Origin of the sequence: Streptomyces sp. R-74717 (assembly GCF_047305335.1) — a bacterium.
Lineage (GTDB): Bacteria > Actinomycetota > Actinomycetes > Streptomycetales > Streptomycetaceae > Streptomyces > Streptomyces atratus.
Genome location: NZ_CP102361.1, coordinates 4,436,133 through 4,454,375, shown reverse-complemented (window position 1 = coordinate 4,454,375; position 18,243 = coordinate 4,436,133). Strand labels below are relative to the sequence as shown.

General features: G+C 69.8%; 18 protein-coding genes and 1 pseudogene. 9 read left to right on the top strand and 10 right to left on the bottom strand.

Annotated features, from left to right (window positions below; genetic code table 11):
• Positions 1–42: 42 nt before the first annotated feature.
• A complete protein-coding gene (locus NRF20_RS20185; protein WP_093899797.1) occupies positions 43–483 on the top strand; it encodes a MarR family winged helix-turn-helix transcriptional regulator in 441 nt (146 codons plus the stop codon).
• Between the two features lie 95 nt (positions 484–578).
• Positions 579–1,913 carry an MFS transporter gene (locus NRF20_RS20180; RefSeq protein WP_398630177.1) on the top strand — a complete coding sequence of 445 codons (1,335 nt, stop codon included), beginning with the start codon at positions 579–581 and terminating at the stop codon, positions 1,911–1,913.
• An 80-nt stretch (positions 1,914–1,993) separates the two neighbouring features.
• Here NRF20_RS20180 and NRF20_RS20175 read toward each other — a convergent pair whose 3' ends face one another.
• Positions 1,994–2,578 (bottom strand): Uma2 family endonuclease, encoded by a 585-nt coding sequence (locus NRF20_RS20175; protein ID WP_398630178.1) that lies wholly within the window; start codon positions 2,576–2,578, stop codon positions 1,994–1,996.
• 100 nt (positions 2,579–2,678) lie between these two features.
• On the opposite strand from NRF20_RS20175, the gene thpR reads away from it, so the two are divergent.
• On the top strand, positions 2,679–3,251 hold the full coding sequence (gene thpR / locus NRF20_RS20170) for an RNA 2',3'-cyclic phosphodiesterase (protein WP_398630179.1): 573 nt from the start codon (positions 2,679–2,681) through the stop codon (positions 3,249–3,251).
• Between the two features lie 230 nt (positions 3,252–3,481).
• On the opposite strand, the gene NRF20_RS20165 is transcribed toward thpR, so the two are convergent.
• Positions 3,482–4,258, bottom strand: a complete 777-nt coding sequence (locus tag NRF20_RS20165) for an alpha/beta fold hydrolase (protein WP_413753005.1) — start codon at positions 4,256–4,258, stop codon at positions 3,482–3,484.
• An 87-nt stretch (positions 4,259–4,345) separates the two neighbouring features.
• Here NRF20_RS20165 and NRF20_RS20160 point away from each other — a divergent pair, with 87 nt between their 5' ends.
• Complete coding sequence (locus NRF20_RS20160; RefSeq protein ID WP_398630181.1) at positions 4,346–4,876, top strand: PadR family transcriptional regulator; 531 nt, start codon at positions 4,346–4,348, stop codon at positions 4,874–4,876.
• Positions 4,877–4,973: 97 nt separating this feature from the next.
• Here the strand turns inward: NRF20_RS20160 and NRF20_RS20155 are convergent, their stop codons facing one another.
• The 3 genes from NRF20_RS20155 to pip all read right to left on the bottom strand — a co-directional run bounded on the left by NRF20_RS20155 (position 4,974) and on the right by pip (position 9,539).
• On the bottom strand, positions 4,974–5,969 hold the full coding sequence (locus tag NRF20_RS20155; RefSeq protein ID WP_398630182.1) for an aldo/keto reductase: 996 nt from the start codon (positions 5,967–5,969) through the stop codon (positions 4,974–4,976).
• 128 nt (positions 5,970–6,097) lie between these two features.
• Positions 6,098–8,371, bottom strand: a complete 2,274-nt coding sequence (locus tag NRF20_RS20150) for a peptidoglycan recognition protein (protein WP_413753004.1) — start codon at positions 8,369–8,371, stop codon at positions 6,098–6,100.
• 199 nt (positions 8,372–8,570) lie between these two features.
• Positions 8,571–9,539 (bottom strand): prolyl aminopeptidase, encoded by a 969-nt coding sequence (pip, locus tag NRF20_RS20145; RefSeq protein ID WP_398630238.1) that lies wholly within the window; start codon positions 9,537–9,539, stop codon positions 8,571–8,573.
• Between the two features lie 73 nt (positions 9,540–9,612).
• On the opposite strand from pip, the gene NRF20_RS20140 reads away from it, so the two are divergent.
• The 4 genes from NRF20_RS20140 (at position 9,613) to NRF20_RS20125 (ending at position 12,405) form a co-directional block, all read left to right on the top strand.
• On the top strand, positions 9,613–10,107 hold the full coding sequence (locus tag NRF20_RS20140) for a hypothetical protein (protein WP_398630184.1): 495 nt from the start codon (positions 9,613–9,615) through the stop codon (positions 10,105–10,107).
• A gap of 129 nt (positions 10,108–10,236) precedes the next feature.
• Positions 10,237–10,695 carry a MarR family winged helix-turn-helix transcriptional regulator gene (locus tag NRF20_RS20135; protein ID WP_266359084.1) on the top strand — a complete coding sequence of 153 codons (459 nt, stop codon included), beginning with the start codon at positions 10,237–10,239 and terminating at the stop codon, positions 10,693–10,695.
• Positions 10,692–11,582: an ABC transporter ATP-binding protein gene (locus NRF20_RS20130; protein WP_413753003.1), complete on the top strand. Its 891-nt coding sequence runs from the start codon at positions 10,692–10,694 to the stop codon at positions 11,580–11,582. The genes NRF20_RS20135 and NRF20_RS20130 overlap by 4 nt, the downstream gene beginning before the upstream one ends.
• Positions 11,542–12,405: an ABC transporter permease gene (locus tag NRF20_RS20125; protein WP_266359080.1), complete on the top strand. Its 864-nt coding sequence runs from the start codon at positions 11,542–11,544 to the stop codon at positions 12,403–12,405. The genes NRF20_RS20130 and NRF20_RS20125 overlap by 41 nt, the downstream gene beginning before the upstream one ends.
• Positions 12,406–12,451: 46 nt before the next feature.
• On the opposite strand, the gene NRF20_RS20120 is transcribed toward NRF20_RS20125, so the two are convergent.
• Positions 12,452–13,573, bottom strand: coding sequence for a catalase family protein (locus tag NRF20_RS20120; RefSeq protein WP_413753002.1), 1,122 nt, complete (start codon positions 13,571–13,573; stop codon positions 12,452–12,454).
• A gap of 409 nt (positions 13,574–13,982) precedes the next feature.
• On the opposite strand from NRF20_RS20120, the gene NRF20_RS20115 reads away from it, so the two are divergent.
• Positions 13,983–14,660, top strand: a complete 678-nt coding sequence (locus NRF20_RS20115) for a GAP family protein (RefSeq protein WP_398630187.1) — start codon at positions 13,983–13,985, stop codon at positions 14,658–14,660.
• Positions 14,661–14,705: 45 nt separating this feature from the next.
• On the opposite strand, the gene NRF20_RS20110 is transcribed toward NRF20_RS20115, so the two are convergent.
• The 4 genes and pseudogenes from NRF20_RS20110 to NRF20_RS20095 form a co-directional block, all read right to left on the bottom strand.
• On the bottom strand, positions 14,706–15,776 hold the full coding sequence (locus NRF20_RS20110) for a tetratricopeptide repeat protein (RefSeq protein WP_398630188.1): 1,071 nt from the start codon (positions 15,774–15,776) through the stop codon (positions 14,706–14,708).
• A pseudogene (locus NRF20_RS20105) lies at positions 15,773–17,076 on the bottom strand (ATP-binding protein). The gene NRF20_RS20110 and the pseudogene NRF20_RS20105 overlap by 4 nt, the downstream one beginning before the upstream one ends.
• 44 nt (positions 17,077–17,120) lie before the next feature.
• Positions 17,121–17,360 carry a DUF397 domain-containing protein gene (locus tag NRF20_RS20100; RefSeq protein WP_398630190.1) on the bottom strand — a complete coding sequence of 80 codons (240 nt, stop codon included), beginning with the start codon at positions 17,358–17,360 and terminating at the stop codon, positions 17,121–17,123.
• On the bottom strand, positions 17,357–18,133 hold the full coding sequence (locus NRF20_RS20095) for a Scr1 family TA system antitoxin-like transcriptional regulator (RefSeq protein WP_398630191.1): 777 nt from the start codon (positions 18,131–18,133) through the stop codon (positions 17,357–17,359). The genes NRF20_RS20100 and NRF20_RS20095 overlap by 4 nt, the downstream gene beginning before the upstream one ends.
• Between the last annotated feature and the right edge of the window lie 110 nt (positions 18,134–18,243).

Genomic DNA, 18,243 nt, shown 5'->3' with positions numbered 1-18,243 from the left:
ACGAATGGTCTTTAGGGTAGGTAATGAGTTACGCTAATAAACATGCCTGACCTGATCCACGACGGCGACAGTGCGGCCGCCGTGAGCTCCCTTCGCTCCGCCGTGATGCTGCTCGGCCGACGCCTGAAGCACCAGCGCGTCGACGAGTCACTGAGCCCCACCGAGATGTCGGTGCTCGGCACGCTCGCCCGCTGCGGTTCGGCCACGCCCGGTGAGCTGGCCCGCAAGGAGCATGTGCAGCCTCCGTCGATGACTCGCATCGTCGCGCTGCTGGAAGCCAAGGGACTGGTCAGACTGGAACCGCACCCCGATGACCGTCGCCAGAAGATGGTCAGCCAGACCGAACAGGCGGAAGCCATGCTCGAAGAGAGCCGCTCCAAGCGGAACGCCTGGCTGACCACCCTCGCCGAGGGCCTGGACGAGGAAGAGTGGGAGACGCTGCGCAAGGCGGCGCCCGTGCTGGAGAAGCTCGCCCACCTGTAGCGGGGCCGGCCGCGCCGGACCACAGCCGGCGCACCGCCCGCACCGCCGCATCCCGTCAGTCAGCGAAATGTATACGCCCGAGGAGGCGAACCCTTTTGAGTACGGGATCCGGAGCAGACTCCGCCCCCGCACCGACTTCCACCCACGACAGCAAGCCCGGCGGGACCTTCTCGTCGCTGAAGATCCGTAACTACCGCCTGTTCGCCACGGGCGCCGTGATCTCCAACACCGGTACCTGGATGTCCCGCATCACGCAGGACTGGCTCGTCCTGAGCCTCACCGGATCCGCCACCGCCGTCGGCATCACCACGGCCCTCCAGTTTCTTCCGATGCTTCTCTTCGGCCTGTACGGCGGCGTCATCGCCGACCGTCTCCCGAAGCGGAAGCTTCTTCTCGTCAGCCAGGCGGCTCTCGGCCTGTGCGGGATCGCCCTCGCGGTGCTCACGCTCTCCGGTGTCGTCCAGGTGTGGCACGTCTACCTCATCGCGTTCCTGCTCGGCATGGTGACGGTCGTCGACAACCCGGCCCGCCAGTCGTTCGTCTCCGAGATGGTGGGTCCCGCCCAGCTGCGGAACGCGGTCAGTCTCAACTCGGCGAACTTCCAGTCCGCCCGGCTCATCGGCCCCGCCGTCGCGGGTGTCCTGATCACCACGGTCGGCAGCGGCTGGGCGTTCATGTTCAACGGGTTGTCATTCCTCGCCCCGCTCGTCGGTCTGCTGATGATGCGTACGAGCGAACTGCACAAGGCGGTCGTCGTACCGCGCGCCAAGGGACAGCTGCGCGAGGGGCTGCGTTATGTCTCCGGCCGCCCCGAGCTGATCTGGCCGATCGTCCTGGTCGGCTTCGTCGGCACGTTCGGGTTCAACTTCCCGATCTGGCTCACCGCCTTCGCGGACGAGATCTTCCACGGCGGCGCCGGGATGTACTCGTTCTTCAACATCCTCATGGCGGCCGGCTCCCTCGCCGGCGCCCTGCTCGCCGCCCGTCGCCGTTCATCGAGGCTGCGGATGCTGGTGGCCGCGGGCACGGCGTTCGGTCTGCTGGAGATCGTCGCGGCCCTGTCGCCGTCCGTCTGGCTCTTCGCGATCCTGCTGGTCCCGATCGGCATGATCGGCCTGACGACCAACATCAGCGCGAACACGAGCGTCCAGATGGCCGCCGACCCGGCGATGCGCGGCCGGGTCATGAGCCTGTACATGATGGTCTTCGCCGGTGGTACGCCGGTGGGCGCCCCGATCGTCGGCTGGGTCAGCGACGCCTACGGGGTCCGTACGGGCATGATGGCCGGCGGTGCGTTCTCACTGGTGGCCGCGCTCGGCGTCGGCTTCATGCTGGCCCGCGTGGGCGGCCTCCGCCTCAAGGTCGACCTCCGCCCGGGCCGCCCGCACGTGCGGTTCGTCCCGCGCGAAGAGCTGGCCACGGCGGCCTGAGGGGCGTCCGCAAAGCACGTGCCACGGGCCCCCGACCGGTATCCACCGGTCGGGGGCCCGTGGCACGTACGGGGGACGTGTCAGTCGCGGGGGAACTCGCCCGTCTCCAGGGTGAGGCCCACAAGGGTCGCGGTGAGGTCGATCGGGGTGCCGAAGTCGAGGCTCAGCACGCTGCGGTACTCGTCGTCCTTCGGGAGCGTGTGGAGATGCCACGTGCCGGTGTACGGGTCGACGATGACGTACACGGGTACGCCGGCCGTGGCGTACGCGGCCTTCTTCGCCCCGTAGTCGTTGGCGGCGGTGTCCTTGGAGATCACCTCGGCCACGAACTCGATGTCCTGGTAGCGCCAGCGGCCCTTGGAGTCCTTGGTGGCGTCCTCGGCCAGGGCGACGACATCGGAAGCGAAGCCGTTGAGACGGCCCGGGAAGTCGATGCGCACATCGGACTTCAGTCGCTGTCGCGGGTACCTGGCGCGCAGTTGCTCGACGATGTCGAAGATGACCTCCCAGTGGGTGTCCCGCTGCGGCGACATGTAGATGTTCCCCTCGACGATCTCTACCTTGAATCCCTCGGGGGTGGGCTCAAGCCACTCGAACATCATGTCCAGAGTGCGCTCGTCGCTGCTGTCGGCCATCTCGATCCTGTCGGTCTCTACGACGGTCATCGTGCCGCTCCTCCCCGCTGCCGCACGGGCGCGGGCAGCCGCGTAGTACAACGATACGCACGCAGACGAAGACACGCCGTTACGGTGCGACACTCGGCCCATGAGCAGCCTCAGACTCTTCGTCGCCGTTCTGCCGCCCGCCCCCGCCCTCCAGGAACTGCGCCGGGCCGTCGACCCGCTGCGCGCGCTTCCCGGTGCCGGGAGACTGCGCTGGACCGGTGAGCCGGGGTGGCACTTCACGCTCGCGTTCCTCGGGGCCGTGGACGAGGGGCTGCTGCCCGAGCTGCGGGTGCGCCTCGCACGGGCGGCCGGCCGCACCGAGCGCTTCCCGCTGCGCCTCCACAGTGGCGGCCGGTTCGGTGGGCGGGTGCTGTGGGTCGGGGCCGCGGGCGAACTCGACACGCTGCGGCTCCTCGCCGAACGCGCCGACGCCGCCGCCCGCCGCACCGGCATCCCGATGGAGGAGCACCGCCGCTACAGCGCGCACCTCACCCTCGCCCGCAGCCGCACCGACGCCGACCTGCGCCCCTTCGTCGAGGCTCTCGGGGGCTTCGAGGGCACCCCGTGGGAGGTCGGTGAGCTCGCCCTCGTACGCAGCAACCTGCCGGTCGCCGGGGTGCGGGGCGAGCAGCCGCGGTACGAGGTGATCGCATCCTGGTCGCTGGGTCACTGAGATGGGCGGTTACGCTCGGAGGGTGGACCCGAAGACCAGAAACCGCATCATGGCCGCCGCACTCGTGCTGATGTTCGTCGTCGTCGCCGTGGCAGCCGCCGTCGGAGCGTGACGCAGTGCCTCGGTAGGCCTCGTTGCGGGAGGCCGGGGCCGCACTGATGGCCGTGCCCGCGACCCCGCGCCATGGGCGCGAGCCCAGGCCCGTCGCGCCCGACGCGCACCCCTCCGTCTCAGGCGTCGACGGCCGGCGCCGTCTCCTTGGCGAACGCCTCCGGGTTGTCCAGCATGATGTTGTGCCCGCAGTCCGGGACCGCCACGACCCGCACACCGTTCTCGATCAGCGATTCCTGGCCGGGCAGCGGTCCGTTGTCCCGGGGGCGCAGATACGTGCGCGGAATCTTCAGGTCCAGCAGTAGCTCGCGCATCGTCGGTGTCGTCCCGCGGGCGAGATGCACGGCGGTGCGGTGCAGTGCCTCGGGACCCGCGAGGCGCATGGTCGCCCACCAGTGGGGCCCCACCCGGTCGCGCACTTCCTCCATGCCGCCGGCCAGGAACTCCTCCTCCGTGTACCGGGCGAGACCGCTGCTGCCCGGCCGGGCCGGGTCCGGGGCGACCGGGTCCAGGTTGGCGTCGACCAGCACCAGCCGGGCCACCAGCTGCGGGTGGCGTGCCGCGAGCACGATGGCCACCGCGCCGCCCATGCTGTGCGCGACCACGTCCGAGTCGTACGCGTCGGCCGCCTTCAGCGCCGCCGCCACCGCGTCGGCGTGCTCTTCCAGGGTGTAGCCGAAGTCCGTGGGGCGGTCGCTGATCCCGAAGCCGAGCAGGTCCATGAGCAGCGACCGGCTGTCGGCCAGCAGGGGATGCACGGCGCTCGCGGTGAAGTACGGGCCGGACGAGGCCCCGAGCCCGTGCAGATAGACCCGGGTACGGGATGTGCCGGGGCGGCCGGGGAGCTCCACCCATCGGATGCACGCACCGTCGGCCGTCACCTGAGCGTTCTGCATGTTTCCTCCTCCTTGCCCCATAACCGATAACCTCGGCGAGACTATACATCGGCGTCGATGTATAACGCCATGGGGGAGGATGCTTGCATGCTGGAACTGGCCATCCTGGGATTTCTGTACGAACAGCCGCTGCACGGCTACGAGCTGAAGCGTCGGGTCGCCCACCTCACCGGACACGTCCGCCCCATCGCGGACGGCACGCTGTACCCGGCGATCAAGCGCCTGGAGCGAGCCGGATGGCTGGAGCGCCGGACGGAGCCGGGCAGCAGGGCTGCCCCCCGCCACACGCTGACCCTGACCGAGCCGGGGCGCGAGGAGCTGCGGCGCCGGCTGCGGGAGGCCGACGAGACGGACATCAGTGACGAGAACCGCTGGTTCACCGTCCTTGCCTTCCTGCGCCATCTGGCGTCCCCGGCCGAGCAGGTGGCGGTGCTGCGGCGCCGGCTCTCGTTCCTGGAGGAGCCGAGCAGCTTCTTCTACGAGGGCGAGCAGCCGCTCGGCGCCGAGACGTTCGAGGACCCGTTCCGGCAGGGTCTGCTGAGGATCGCCCGTGCGACCAGCCAGGCGGAGCTGAGCTGGCTCGGGGAGACGCTCAAGGAACTCGACGCGTCGCTCTGACGCGGACACACGACGGGCCGCCGTCGCCCTCGCCCCCGAACGGGGACGGGGCAGCGGCGGCCCGTACGTATCGGACGGACAGTCCGTCAGGCCGTCCTCACCAGGCGAACGCCTCCGGCGACGGCCCCGGACCCGGGAAGATCTCGTCCAGCGACGCCAGCACCTCCGCGGAGAGTTCCAGCTCCAGCGCCCGCAGCGCCGAGTCCAGCTGCTCCTGGTTGCGCGGTCCGACGATCGGTCCCGTCACCCCCGGCTGCGCGAGCAGCCACGCCAGGCCGACCTCGCCCGGCTCCAGGCCGTGCTTGTCGAGCAGGTCCTCGTACGCCTGGATCTTCTCGCGCTGAGCCGAGTTCTGCAGCGCGTCCGCGCTGCGGCCGGAGACCGAACGCCCTGCCGTGCCCTCGCGCTCCTTCTTCAGCACACCGCCCAGCAGTCCGCCGTGCAGCGGGGACCACGGGATGACGCCGAGGCCGTACTCCTGCGCGGCCGGGATGACCTCCATCTCGGCGCGGCGCTCCATCAGGTTGTAGATGCACTGCTCACTGACCAGGCCCAACGAGCCGCGCCGGGCGGCCAGTTCGTTGGCCTGGGCAATCTTGTAACCGGCGAAGTTCGACGAACCCGCGTAGAGGATCTTGCCCTGCTGGACCAGGACGTCGATCGCCTGCCAGATCTCCTCGAAGGGGGTGTTCCGGTCGACGTGGTGGAACTGGTAGAGGTCGATGTAGTCCGTCTGGAGCCGCTTCAGCGACGCGTCGACGGAGCGCCGGATGTTGACGGCGGAGAGCTTGTCGTGGTTGGGCCAGGCCTCGCCGTCGGCGGCCATGTTCCCGTACATCTTGGTGGCCAGAACCACCTTGTCGCGGCGTTCGCCGCCCTTGGCGAACCAGGTGCCGATGATCTCCTCGGTACGGCCCTTGTTCTCACCCCAGCCGTAAACATTCGCGGTGTCGAAGAAGTTCAAGCCCGTGTCCAGCGCCGCGTCCATGATGGCGTGGCTGTCCACCTCATTGGTGTGCGGGCCGAAGTTCATGGTGCCGAGGACGAGGCGGCTGACCTTGAGTCCGGTGCGTCCGAGCTGCGTGTACTTCATGGGCACCAAGCCAACGCCTTCGAGTCCGCTCGAAGCAAGGGTGATCCCCGAACGCGCCCTGCCCCCGGCGGAGTGCCGGGGGCAGGGCGTCATGCGGATGTCTTACGCGGATACTTCGGCTGCGTCGGTCACTTCAGGTACACGATGCCGTCGGTGGTGACCGTCGGCCGGCCCGATGTGGCCACGACGACGATCTTGACGGTGTGCTTGGCGCTGCTCGACCAGCTCTTCGTCCACAGCGCGTCGCGGTACTTGGTGGTGCTGGACTTCAGGTCCGTCGTGGACACCTTCACGCCGTCGACATAGACGTACACCTGGCCGGAGGTGGCAGCCCTGGAGGCCACCAGGGCCACCGAGCGGCCGGTGAACGTCCAGCTCAGGCTCGCGCTCTTCGACGAGCTGGAGTACGACTTGCCGCCGAGGTAGCTGGACGAGGACTTCGTCGTCCAGGTGCCCGTCTTCGTCGCCGAGCTCTCCTGGACGATGACCGGCGTGCCGGAGACCGATGCGGCGGCGGTGTTGCCCGCCTGGTCGTACGCGGTCATGGCCCAGCCGGTCGCCACACCCGACTTCGCGGTGTGCGAGGCGCTGGTGGTCGTCGGGCCGTAGGTCTTGGCGAGGGGGGCGGTGAGCCTGACCTCCTTGAGGGAAGCGGCGTCGGTGGCCTTCCACTTCAGGGTGACGGGGACGGCCGTGGTGTTCACCGTGCCGGTGCGCAGGGCCAGGTTCGGCTTGGTGGTGAAGGCGGGCGCCGTCTGGTCGGCGACCACGGTGGCCGCGGCGGACGTGGTGACCTTGCCCGACTGGTGGGTGGCGCGGACCTGGACCTGGTGGCTGCCGACGGCCGGCGTGGCCTTGGCCGAGGTGGCGGTGCCCGAGGTGGTGGCGACGGACTTGCCGTCGACCAGCAACTCGTACTTGGAGATGAACGCGCTCGGGGTGGTCGCCGACCAGCCCACGGTGACCGTGGACTTGGTGTAGTACGTCGTGCCCGAGAGCCCGGCGCCGGTCACCGACTTGATGGCCAGTCCGGTGACGGGACCCGCGGCGAGGCTGCGGATCGCGGGCAGCTGCCCGTACAGCTTGGTGCCGGGGCACTCGGTCGCGAAGCCGTCGCGGTGGCCGGAGATCTGCTTGAAGGAGTACTGCGTACCGGCGGTGAACTTGGTGCCGGCGAGGTTGCTGCCGGTGGCGCCCGCGGTGAGCATGGTGCTGCCCGCCGGGTCGCCCTTGTACTGGCCGAGCTTCCACGCGGCGATCCGGGCCACCGAGGTGGTCACCGCACTGGGGGCGGCCGAGTCCGTGTACGTACCGATGACCGAGATGCCGGCCGTCTGCCGGTTGAAGCCGTAGGTGTGCGCACCGAAGACAGGCCGGTCCACCCCGCCCTTACGGCCCTCGAAGATCGTCCCGCACTTGTCGACCAGGAAGTTGTAGCCGATGTCCTTCCAGCCGTTGCTCTTGACGTGGTACGCGTACACGCTGCGCACGATCGCCGCGGAGTCGGCGCACGAGTAGTTGTTGGTCCCCGCGGTGTGGTGGACGAAGACGGCCTTGATGGTGTCGGTGTACTCCGGCGCCTCCGGGCTCATCGACTCGTCGGCGCCCCAGCCCGCACGCGAGGTGATGGGCGGCTTGGGCACGGTCGACGGCGGCGCGGGCGGCAGGGTCGCGGCCGGGGACGAACTCGCGGGCGCGGAGGGGCTCGGGCTCACCGGGGGAGTGGGCTCCACCGTGGCCGGGTCGGAAGGGCTCGGTGACGCCGGGTCGGACGGTATGACCTCGGCGGGCGGTTCCGTGCTGTTGCTCGGCGCGGGCGGCTCGGATGTGGCCGAGGCCGACGGATCGGCCGAGGGGTCGGTCGCGGGGATGTCGGCGGCGAATGCGGCCGGGTCCGCGTTCAGGGTGCCGCTCCGGCCCGGGTCCACGGTGTCCAGCCGCAGCCCCGCGGGCAGCTTCGCGGAGACCTTGCCGCCCGCGTTGATCCGTACCTCGACACCGTTGGAGGGGCCCACCCAGCGCGGCTCGGTGCTCCCTCGTACGCCGGACCGGCCGGCCTCCGTACGCCCGTCGACATCGGTTTCGAGCGGCAGCCAGGACGTCCAGTTCCCGTTGGCGGCGGACTTGGTCCGTACCTCCACGGCTCCGGTGACCTTGGCCGCCGGGTCGGTCCAGGTGATGCCCAGCATGCTGAACGGCTTGGTGTCCCGCTTGCCGAGGGTGGCTGAGGTGCCGTCACCGTCGACCTTCAGCGCGGTCGCGTGCACGTCGGCCTTGGCCGGGCCGGACTTGGCGTCGGCGTCCACCGAGGAGTTGCCCGTCACCCCCTCGAAGACGAGGACGCCCGCCACGGCGGACGTGGCCAGGGCAGCCGTGATCCAGATTCTTCGCTTCGCTCTCAAGTCGTACCCCACGGATGGTTTCGGACGTCGGTTTCGTCAGGCGCTGCGTCCGGCGACAGCACTGGCTCATGACGAGACCAGTGGGGGGTACGAGTGCTACCGCGCGTACAGCGAAGACACAGCTTGCCATGCCACTCCGACAAACGGACCCCTGCCCCCCGCCCCTGCCGCCATCGGGCGCCACGAATTCCGCATCCGTTCACCGCCTGGCGAACCGGTCCAGCGCCGCCAGCACCGCCCGGCTCGTCGCCGGACCGCCCAGATGCCCCGCACCGTCGATCACGGTCAGCTCCGCGTCCGGCCACGCCTTCGCCAGCTCCCACGCGGTGATCAACGGCCCGCCCAGGTCGAACCGTCCGTGCACCAGCACGCCCGGAATCCCCGTCAGCCGCCCCGCGTCCCGGATCAGCTGCCCCTCCTCCAGCCAGGCGCCGTGGGAGAAGTAGTGCGAGCAGATCCGCACCAGCGCCTGCTGCGCCCGGCCGGGGCGCCCGCTGTACGGCGGCGGTCCGGTGTACGTCTCCTGGGAGAGCACCGCGTCCTCCCAGGCGCACCAGTCGGCCGTCGCCTTCTCGCGCACCCCGGCGTCCGCGCTCTCCATCCGCCGGGCGTACGCGGCGAGTACGTCAGGAGTCGCGTCCCCCTCGGCCTCCGGCACCCCGGCCCGGAACAGGTCCCAGGCCTCGGGGAAGATCTGGCCCGCGCCCCGGTACAGCCAGTCGATCTCGGAGCGCCGGGTCGTCGTGACGGCCGGGATCACGATCTCGGAGACCCGCTCCGGGTACTGCTCGGCGTACGCGAGGATCAGCGTCGAGCCCCAGGATCCGCCGTACAGCAGCCAGGTGCCGATCCCGAGGTGGACGCGCAGCCGCTCCATGTCGGCGATCAGCCGGTCGGTCGTGTTGTACCGCATGTCGGCGGCGGGATCGCTCGCGTGCGGGGTGGAGCGGCCGCAGCCCCGCTGGTCGAAGAGGACGACGCGGTAGTGGTCCGGGTCGAAGTACTGCCGGGGCCGCTCTGTGCATCCCGACCCCGGACCGCCGTGCACGACGAGTGCGGGTTTGCCGTCCGGGTTGCCGCACGCCTCCCAGTACACGAGGTTGCCTTCCCCGACATCGAGCATGCCGTGCTCGTACGGTTCGATCGGCGGGTACTTCTCGTCGGGCATGCGGTCCACGGCGGTGGCTCCCTCGGCTCGGCGGGCAAAGGGTTCAGCGTAGGGCGGGCGTAGCCTGTTTGCCGTGAATTCCGAACCCCGGGTACTGGCCGTACTCGACGACCTGCTGACCGCCGCCGCCCACGACGACCGCGGTGCGCTGTGGCAACTGGCCGAGCAGGGCCGGGAGCTGGATGCCAATCTCGTACGTCTTCCGCCGGGCGCGGAGGTGGGTGAGCATCAGGAGGACGTCCTGGACGTCCTCCTCGTCGTCGTCGCGGGCAGCGGCCGGGTCGTCGCCGGGGACGACGCGCTGAACCTGACGCCGACCAGCGTCGTCTGGCTGCCCCGTACCTCCCGTCGCGCCCTTGCCGCGGGGCCGGACGGTCTGGCCTGTCTGACCGTCCACCGCCGGCGCCCCGGCCTGACCATCAAGCCCTCGGTCGCGCCCCCGGCCGGATACGAGGGCGGCGAGGCGCCCTGCATGCTGGACCTGGTCTGCCCCGGGTGCGGCCGGCTCTCGCAGGACCCGGAGCCGGTGTTCTGCAGCCGGTGCGGGGAGCGGTTCGCCGGCCGCTGACCGCGCGGCGCCGGACTTCCCCTGAACCGGGGCCGACGTCTTTCGCTCATCGCGGGGGATGGCGGCCCCGTTTTCGTACGGGCAAAAACGATAGGGACATTAGCTCTCGTACAGAGTTAAAATGGACATGTGGTGGCGGGTGATCTACCCGATGAGCTCGCCGGACTTCTGCCCCGCATCCAGAGGCTCGCCCGGCGGCGGCTGTGGAGCGGCCTGCCGGTGCCCCGGCTGCGCGGGGCGCACGCCGAACTGCTGCGGCTGGTGGCCGACCGACCCGGCATCCGCGTCTCCACAGCCGCACACAGCCTCTGTCTCGCGCCCAACTCGGTCAGCACCCTGGTGAACCATCTCGTGGCCGAAGGACTGCTGCGACGGGAGAAGGACCCCGGAGACGGGCGGGCCGCGCTGCTGCATCCGACCCCCGCAGGGATCGGGAGGCTGAGCGACTGGCACGCCCGACGCGAGGCGCTCTTCCGTGAGCATCTGGCCGGGCTCGACGCGGCCGACCGGGCGGCACTCGCCGCCGCACTCCCGGCCCTGCACAGACTCGCCGCCTCACTGCGAAGCGAAGGGGATGAGGCCGCGTGACCACGGAAACCGCCCCCGCCCTCAACTGCACCGGTCTGAGCTACAGCTTCGGCGACGCGAAGGCCGTCGACGGCCTGGACCTGCTGGTCGGCCAGGGGGAGGTGTTCGGCCTCCTGGGGCCCAACGGCGCGGGCAAGACCACGACGATGCGCGCGATCACCACGCTCCTGCCCGTACCGCCCGGCGTCATCGAGGTGTTCGGCCATGACGCGGCCCGGCAGAAGATGGCGGTACGGCGCCTGCTCGGCTACGTACCGCAGCAGCTGTCGGCCGATGCGAGCCTCACCGGCCGGGAGAACGTCCAGCTCTTCGCCCGCGTCTTCGATGTGCCCCGCCGCCAGCGCGCCGCGCGGGTCTCCCAGGCGCTGGACGCGGTCGGCCTCGGCGATGTCGCGCACCGGCTCGCCGCCACGTACTCCGGCGGCATGGTCCGCCGCCTCGAACTCGCACAGGCCCTGGTCAGCGCGCCCCGGCTGATGATCCTGGACGAGCCGACCATGGGCCTGGACCCGATCGCACGGGACAGCGTCTGGGACCGCATCACCGAGATACGGGTCGGCACCGGCATGACCGTGCTGGTCACCACCCACTCCATGGACGAGGCCGACCAGCGCTGCGACCGGCTCGCGCTGATGCACCTCGGCAGACTCCGCGCGCTCGGCACCCCCGCCCAGCTCAAGAGCGAGCTCGTCGCCCACCGCCGGGAATCGGGCGAGACGGGCGTTGCGCCACCGTCCCTGGAGGACGTCTTCCGCCACCACTCCGGAAGCGGACTGAACGACCCCGGCTCCGGCTCCGGCTCCGGTTCCGGTTCCGGTTCCGATGAAGGGAAAGGAGCGTTCCGAGATGTCCGCCGTACCCGTCGCACCGCATCCCGCCTCGGCTGAGTCCGTCCCGCCGGATCAGCGGTTCGCGTTGCTGCTGACCCCGCCACCGCCCCGCACCGGCTGGCGCGTCGTCCCCGCGCGCGTCACCGCGATGTGCGTCGTCGAACTGCAGAAACTGCGCCACGACCGCACCGAGATCTACACCCGCGCCGTCCAGCCCGCGCTCTGGCTGCTGATCTTCGGCGTGACCTTCTCCCGTATCCACGCCATCCCGACCGGCGGCGTCCCCTATCTCGACTTCCTGGCGCCGGGCATCATCGCCCAGTCCGCCATGTTCATCGCGATCTTCTACGGAATCATGATCATCTGGGAGCGGGACTCGGGCGTCCTCACCAAACTCATGGTCACGCCGACGCCCCGGACCGCCCTGGTGACCGGCAAGGCCTTCGCCGCCGGGGTGAAGGCCGTGATCCAGGCGGCGGTCGTCATCGTGATCGCCGCGCTGATCGGTGTCGGCATGACCTGGAACCCGTTGCGGCTGCTCGGCGTGGTCGTGGTGGTCCTCCTCGCCTCGGCGTTCTTCTCCTGCCTGTCGATGTCGATCGCCGGGATCGTCCTGACCCGCGACCGGCTGATGGGCATCGGCCAGGCCATCACGATGCCGCTCTTCTTCGCCTCCAACGCGCTCTACCCGGTCGCCCTGATGCCCGGCTGGCTCCAGGCCGTCAGCAGGGTGAACCCGCTGAGCTACGAGGTCGACGCCCTGCGTGGACTGCTCATCGGCACCCAGGCCCACCTGGGCCTCGACTTCGGCGTCCTCGCTTTCGCGGCGCTGGCCGGTATCGTCGCCGCCGGTTCTCTGCTGGGCCGCCTGGCCCGCTGAGCTGCCCTGGGCTGACCAGCTGCTCGTGCAGCAAGGTGACCGCCTTCTACGGCAGTACCTCGTCGGCGCTGCGCGGCTCCGTGCGTTCTTGACGATTGAGCCGGTGGCGCACGATGGAGGAGCGACGGTAGACCTCCTTGCGTGCGCGCATGATGCTGCCGAGGGGCGCGTGTGCGGCGGTCACCCGCCACGGAGTGAAGGAGAGCGCGTCCATCCTCTTGAGGTTCTCCTCGTCGGAGATGTCCTGCTGCGGGAGGCGCAGCCTGGCCACCGTGACGAACGGGGAAAGCTGCTCGGGCCACTCGACGGTGACGTCCTCGACCGGCATCCGGTCCAGGCCGGTGCACAGCTGGACCTGGATGTCGAACGCGTAGGGCCGTTCCTGCAGTTCGGACACCAGAGCAGGCCGGAACACCTCTGCCGCCGATGTCAGGTCGATAATGTGCCGGACCACCGCTTCGGCGAAGGTGGGGTCGGGGGCGATACGCACCTTGGCGATGTGGTCGCCGTGCCGGACCGCGCCCATCGTCCAGTAGGCCGACAGCAGAACGTTCACCGAGGGCGGCTGCGACACCCTGAGGAACGCCAGGAACTCGTCCCACGCCCACCCGTCCTGCTCCAAGGTGCCCTTCCCCGTCACGAAGTCGCGGTAGAAGCGATGCCGGCCGGGCGCACCCTGGGCGAAATAGGCGGGTGCTTCGAGGAAGAGTTCCTGGATGAACAGGTAATGCTCAAGGGTGTTGCAGAAGAAGACCGGTGCGTTGATGAGGGCGTAGTCGAAGGTGCGGGTGTCGGGCTCGTCATCCAGCAGGGTCGGACCGTCGATGTCGAAGATCTTGAGAGCCAGCCCGGTCGCACGGCCGAGCCGTGCGTCGGCTCCGGCATGCGGAGAGCCGTTGGAGAACCGCACGAGGGCATCGTGGCGTCCTGGCGTCGCGTAAATGCCCTGGGCGTACTCGGCGGGGAGCCCGTCGAGGATTTCGACTTCTCCTCCGACGAGTCCGTAACCCTTGGCGTGCGCGTCACGCACCGCGGCGCCGGTGCCTTCGGTCGTGACCGATTCGGCGATGTACCGCTCGGTCTTCCCGATCACTGTTTGCAGCTTGTCGTCGAAATCGGGCTCAGCGGTTTCGACGTCCTGCGTGTAAGGGATGAACCGTGATGGCATGAATCGGCCGTTTCTCGTCGGCAGCTCCGCTCGCGAGAGCGGAGCCTCGTACTCCGGACCGAGCCGTACGGCGCCACATCGCTGCCTGACACGACAGCGCACGACGGTCGCGGGCCCAGGCCCTGCTCATAGTCAGCGTAGGCACGGGTGGACGGCTGCCGCGCGTTGAAGGCGGCGGGCCCCCGGTCGGCAGGGCGGCGCGAAGAACTGTCCGCAGGGCCGCGTCGGACGTGGTCGGGGCTCCATCGCGTCGTCGGTGTCGCGCGGCCCGCCGATGCGGCCGATGATGGCTGTTGAGAGGTTCTCCAGGTGCTCGGCGAACGACGGAGAAGCTCGCGGGGGCCGGAGACGGCGACCGGGGCCGGGCCCGGTCGGCCGGTTCATCCCTGCTCGCCGCCCGGAGGGCGCCATGGGTAAAGTTCTGGGCGATGTCCTGGGCCTGGCGGCCGGCGTCGCAATCAGTCCGCTCCCGATCATCGCGATCATCCTGGTACTGGTCACGCCCCGAGGGCGGCTCAACGGGCTGCTGTTCACCGTCGGCTGGGTCGTGGGGCTTTCGGCGCTGGGCGCGGTCATGTTGGTGATCGGCGGCCCCGGCGGTGCGTCCGCCCAGCATCATCCGGCCACCTGGGTGGGCGGCCTCAAGCTCGGGCTGGGACTGCTCCTTGTGCTGTTCGGTGCCCGGCAGTGGCACCGGCGCCCCGCCCCCACCGAGGAGGCGCAGATTCCGAAATGGATGGCCGCGATCGACCGCTTCACGCCGGTCAAGATCTTCGGCCTCGGGCTGGCCCTGTCGGCGGCCAATGTCAAAAACGCCTCGCTGACCATTGCGGCGGCCGCCTCCATCAGCTCGGCCGGCCTCCCGCCGGGGGAGCAAATCGCCTCGCTGGCAGTCTTCGTGGTCATCGGTACCCTCGGACTGCTGACCCCGCTCGCAGTACTGCTGTTCACGGGCGAGCGGGCGGCGGCCGTGCTCAGCGGCTGGAAGGACTGGACCGCCCGGCACAACGTCGCTGTGATGGCAGTCCTGTTCTTCGTACTCGGCGCGAAACTGCTCGGAGACGGCATCGGCATCCTCGTCTCCTGACCGCAGGATCTCCTGACCGGCGACCACGCACTGCCGGACCTTCGGTTACGCCTGTCGCGTGCGCGGCCGGTCGAACCAGATCGTCAGCAGCGTAGGTACGAGCCCCACCCAGAACAGCACCTGCGGAACGCCCCGGTCCGTCCACGGCACGGCTGCGACGGCCACCGCGCACAACGTCCCCAGCACCGCCTGCACCAGCACCAGCCGCGCCCAGAACATCCGCTGCAGCAACGACCGCACGCTCAGCTGCACCCCCGCGCGCAGCTTCCGGTAGCGCCACCACGCGCCGAGCGCCCAGATCACCCCGATCAGCGCCAGCACGTACACCCGGATGCCGAGCGGCAGCGGCAGCTCCTTGGCCTCCCCGTCGGACGGGAACAGGTCGATCGCCGCCCCCGCCAGCACCAGGCTCAGTACGGCAAGCCACCGGGTGCGGCGCAGCATCTGGAACACGGCCCGGTCCAGCCCCAGGCGCATCCGGTTCGAAGCGGGGTCGGCGGCCAGCGCGGACGCATACACCTCAGCCCGCTGCTTCGGTTTCATGCCGGGCGCGGCGAGCTGCTTCTCCGCCTGCTGGCTCAGCGCCCAGGCGTCGTTGGGATCAATACGCAAGGTCTCGCGCACTGCGAGGTCGACGAGGTCGCTCCTGCCGTTGAGCAGCGCGGCCTTCCACAGCGAACCGTACGCCTCGGTCTCCTCGGGCCCCAGCCGCACCGCCTCCTGCGCCGCCACGAGCACCTCGGGCCAGCGCGGCTGCCAGGCGTTGAGCGCCTCGGCGAGCGCCATGTACGACTGCCAGTAATGCGGTGCGAGCCGTACCGCCTCCTGTGCCGCCGCCAGCGACTCGTCGGTGCGCCGCAGCCGGCGCAACGCGTAGGTCCGGATGATCAGGGCGTTGACGTACTCGGGGTCGATCGCGAGCGCAGCCCCGGTCGCCTCCACGGCCTGCTCGTACTCCTTCAGCTGCTCATGGCACCGGCCCAGCTGGGACCAGGCGCGGACGTCCTCGGGGTCCTGAGCCAACCGCTTGGCCAGCCTGGCCTTCGCCTCATCGACACGGCCCAGTACGAGCAGCGCGCTCGCCTGCTCGGTCAGCTCGTGCCCCACCGTGGTCACAGCTTGCGCCTCTTCTTCAGATAGGCGAGCAACTCGTCATACATGCCGCCCTCGTTGGCGAACATCGCCACATTGCGCGCCGAGGCGAACCACGGATCGGTGGACGGCCGCACTTCCTTCGCCGCGCCCAGCAGATCCTTCATGTTGATCATCCGGACCACGCCGGTACGGGTCGAGTCGAGCAGCGCCCGCTCGGACGCGGATTCGCAGACGTGGGCCAGATCGGCGCCGGACAGATCCTCGGTGACCTTGACCAGCTTGCCCAGGTCGACGGATTCGATCGGCCGGTCGCGCAGGTGGTAGCGGAGGATCGCCTCGCGCGCGGGCGCGTCGGGCGGCAGCACGAGCAGCGTCCTGTCCAGCCGGCCGGGGCGCCGCAGCGCGATGTCCACGTCCCAGGGGACGTTGGTCGCGGCGAGCACGAACACTCCCTCGTTGGCCCCGCCCACCCCGTCCAGCTCGGTGAGCAGCTGATTGACGGTGTTGCGCATCCCGCCGTGCTGCATACGGCTGCGCTTGGCGCCCAGCGCGTCCACCTCGTCGAGGAACAGCACGCACGGCGCCTGGCGGCGGGCCGTCTCGAAGACCTCGTGCATATTGCGCTCGGAGTTGCCCATCCACATGTCGAGCACATCGTTGATCGACACGGACATGAAGCTCGCCCCGAGCTCACCCGCGACGGCCCGCGCGATGAACGTCTTCCCGCACCCGGGCGGCCCGTACATCAACAGCCCGCCGCGCAGGCTCTTCCCGTACAGCCTGCCCAGTTCGGGGTTGCGCATGGGAGCCAGGAACGCGGCTTCCAGGCGGTCCTTGATCTCCTGCATGCCACCGACGTCGGCGAGCGTCACGGAACCGGGAGTGTCGACCTCCCAGGCGGTGGCGTCGCCCGGATCACCGCTGCCGTCGGCGGCGAGGGGCGCCTCGGGGGCGCCGGCCCCGGGCCGGCAGCGGGGGCGGGGGGCACGAAGCGCGGCGGGACGGCGCCCGCGACCTCGTTCTCGGCGGCGGCCCAGTCGAACCCGGTGGAGGGGCGGTGTGCGGCGGGCTGCTCCGGCTCTTCGGCCGTCTCCGCCTTGTCGTCGGCCGGTGCGGGCAGACCCATCGCCCGCATCATGAGCGCCCGCGCGCCCGCGTCCCCGGGCGCGTGCTGCAACGCTACGGCGGCCTCGGCGACGGCGGCCTCGCCCAGACCCTCACCGAGCAACAACTCGGCGAGGTGCAGGCGCAGCGGTACGTCGGCGGGCGCCGCGGCGACAGCGGTCCGCATGCTCTGGATCAGGGGCGACTCGTTGGACATGCCCAACACCCTACGGAGCGGGCCCGACAGCGGGCGACGCGGCCTTACTGCGCGGCGTAGGGGAGGAAGTCGGCCCAGGCGGCGGGGGAGAGGGCGAGGGCGGGGACGGTCAGGTCCTTGGAGTCACGGACGTGGACGCTATGGGGGCAGGTCGTGACCTCGACGCAGTTGCCGCCCTGGTCGCCGCTGTAGCTGGACTTGGTCCAGGCGACGGCAACCTCGACGCAGTCGCCGCCCTGGTCGCCGCTGTAGCTGCTCTTGAACCAGTTGAGGTCGGTGCTCATTCTTCCCCTGCCACCTCTTCAATCAGTTTCATGGACGCCTCTGGGCTGAGCGCCTGCGCTCGCAGAATGCCATACTTCCCGAACAGGTCACCCAGGTCGGGCTGTTCAGTGACGAAGAAGCTGCCGCTCTGCCCTTCGACGTAGGCAAGGCGATTCCGTTCCGCCGTCTCCAGCAGGACGAAGGGGCCGTTGAGTCCCGCATGTGTCGTCCGGTCCGGCGCCATCACCTGCACCTGTACGTTCCGCAACTTGGCGACATCAAGAATGTGATGAAGCTGCCTCTTGCGCGCCTGGCGGCCCCCGATGGGCCGCGCAAGTGGGTGCAGTTCCAGCACGAAGCCGATGTCTGCCGCCGGCTTGCGGGTCAGTAACTCCTGCCGTTCCAGCCGAGCCGCAACCCGTCCTTCGATTTCGTCATCGTCGAGGGACGGATGGTGATTGGTGAAGACCGCGCGGGCGTGCTCTTTCGTCTGAAGCAGGCCGGGAACCGCGTGAGTCTCGTACTCGTGACGTGCGGAGGCTCCCGTCTCTACCTCGGCGAACTCCTCGAACCATGAGGGCAAGTGGCTGGCCCGGAACTCTGCCCCCGCTGTCAACAGTGCACCCTGTGCACCCAGTACTTGGTCGACTCGTGCGACAAAGTTCCCCTTCGGCGTGCGCTCTCCTCGCTCCACCATGGCCACCTGTGACTTGGAGAAGCGGATCTTCGCGCCCAGCGCTTCCTGCGAGAGCCCGGCCCGCTCGCGGAAGAAACGCAACAACGCACCGAACATTGTCGCGTTACCGCTCCCTTTGCCACCGGAGTGCACAGCCCTACCTCCCGAGTACACAACAGTGCACGGACGCCCTGTGTCCCTGGTCACAGTAGGTGTCGACCGGGACG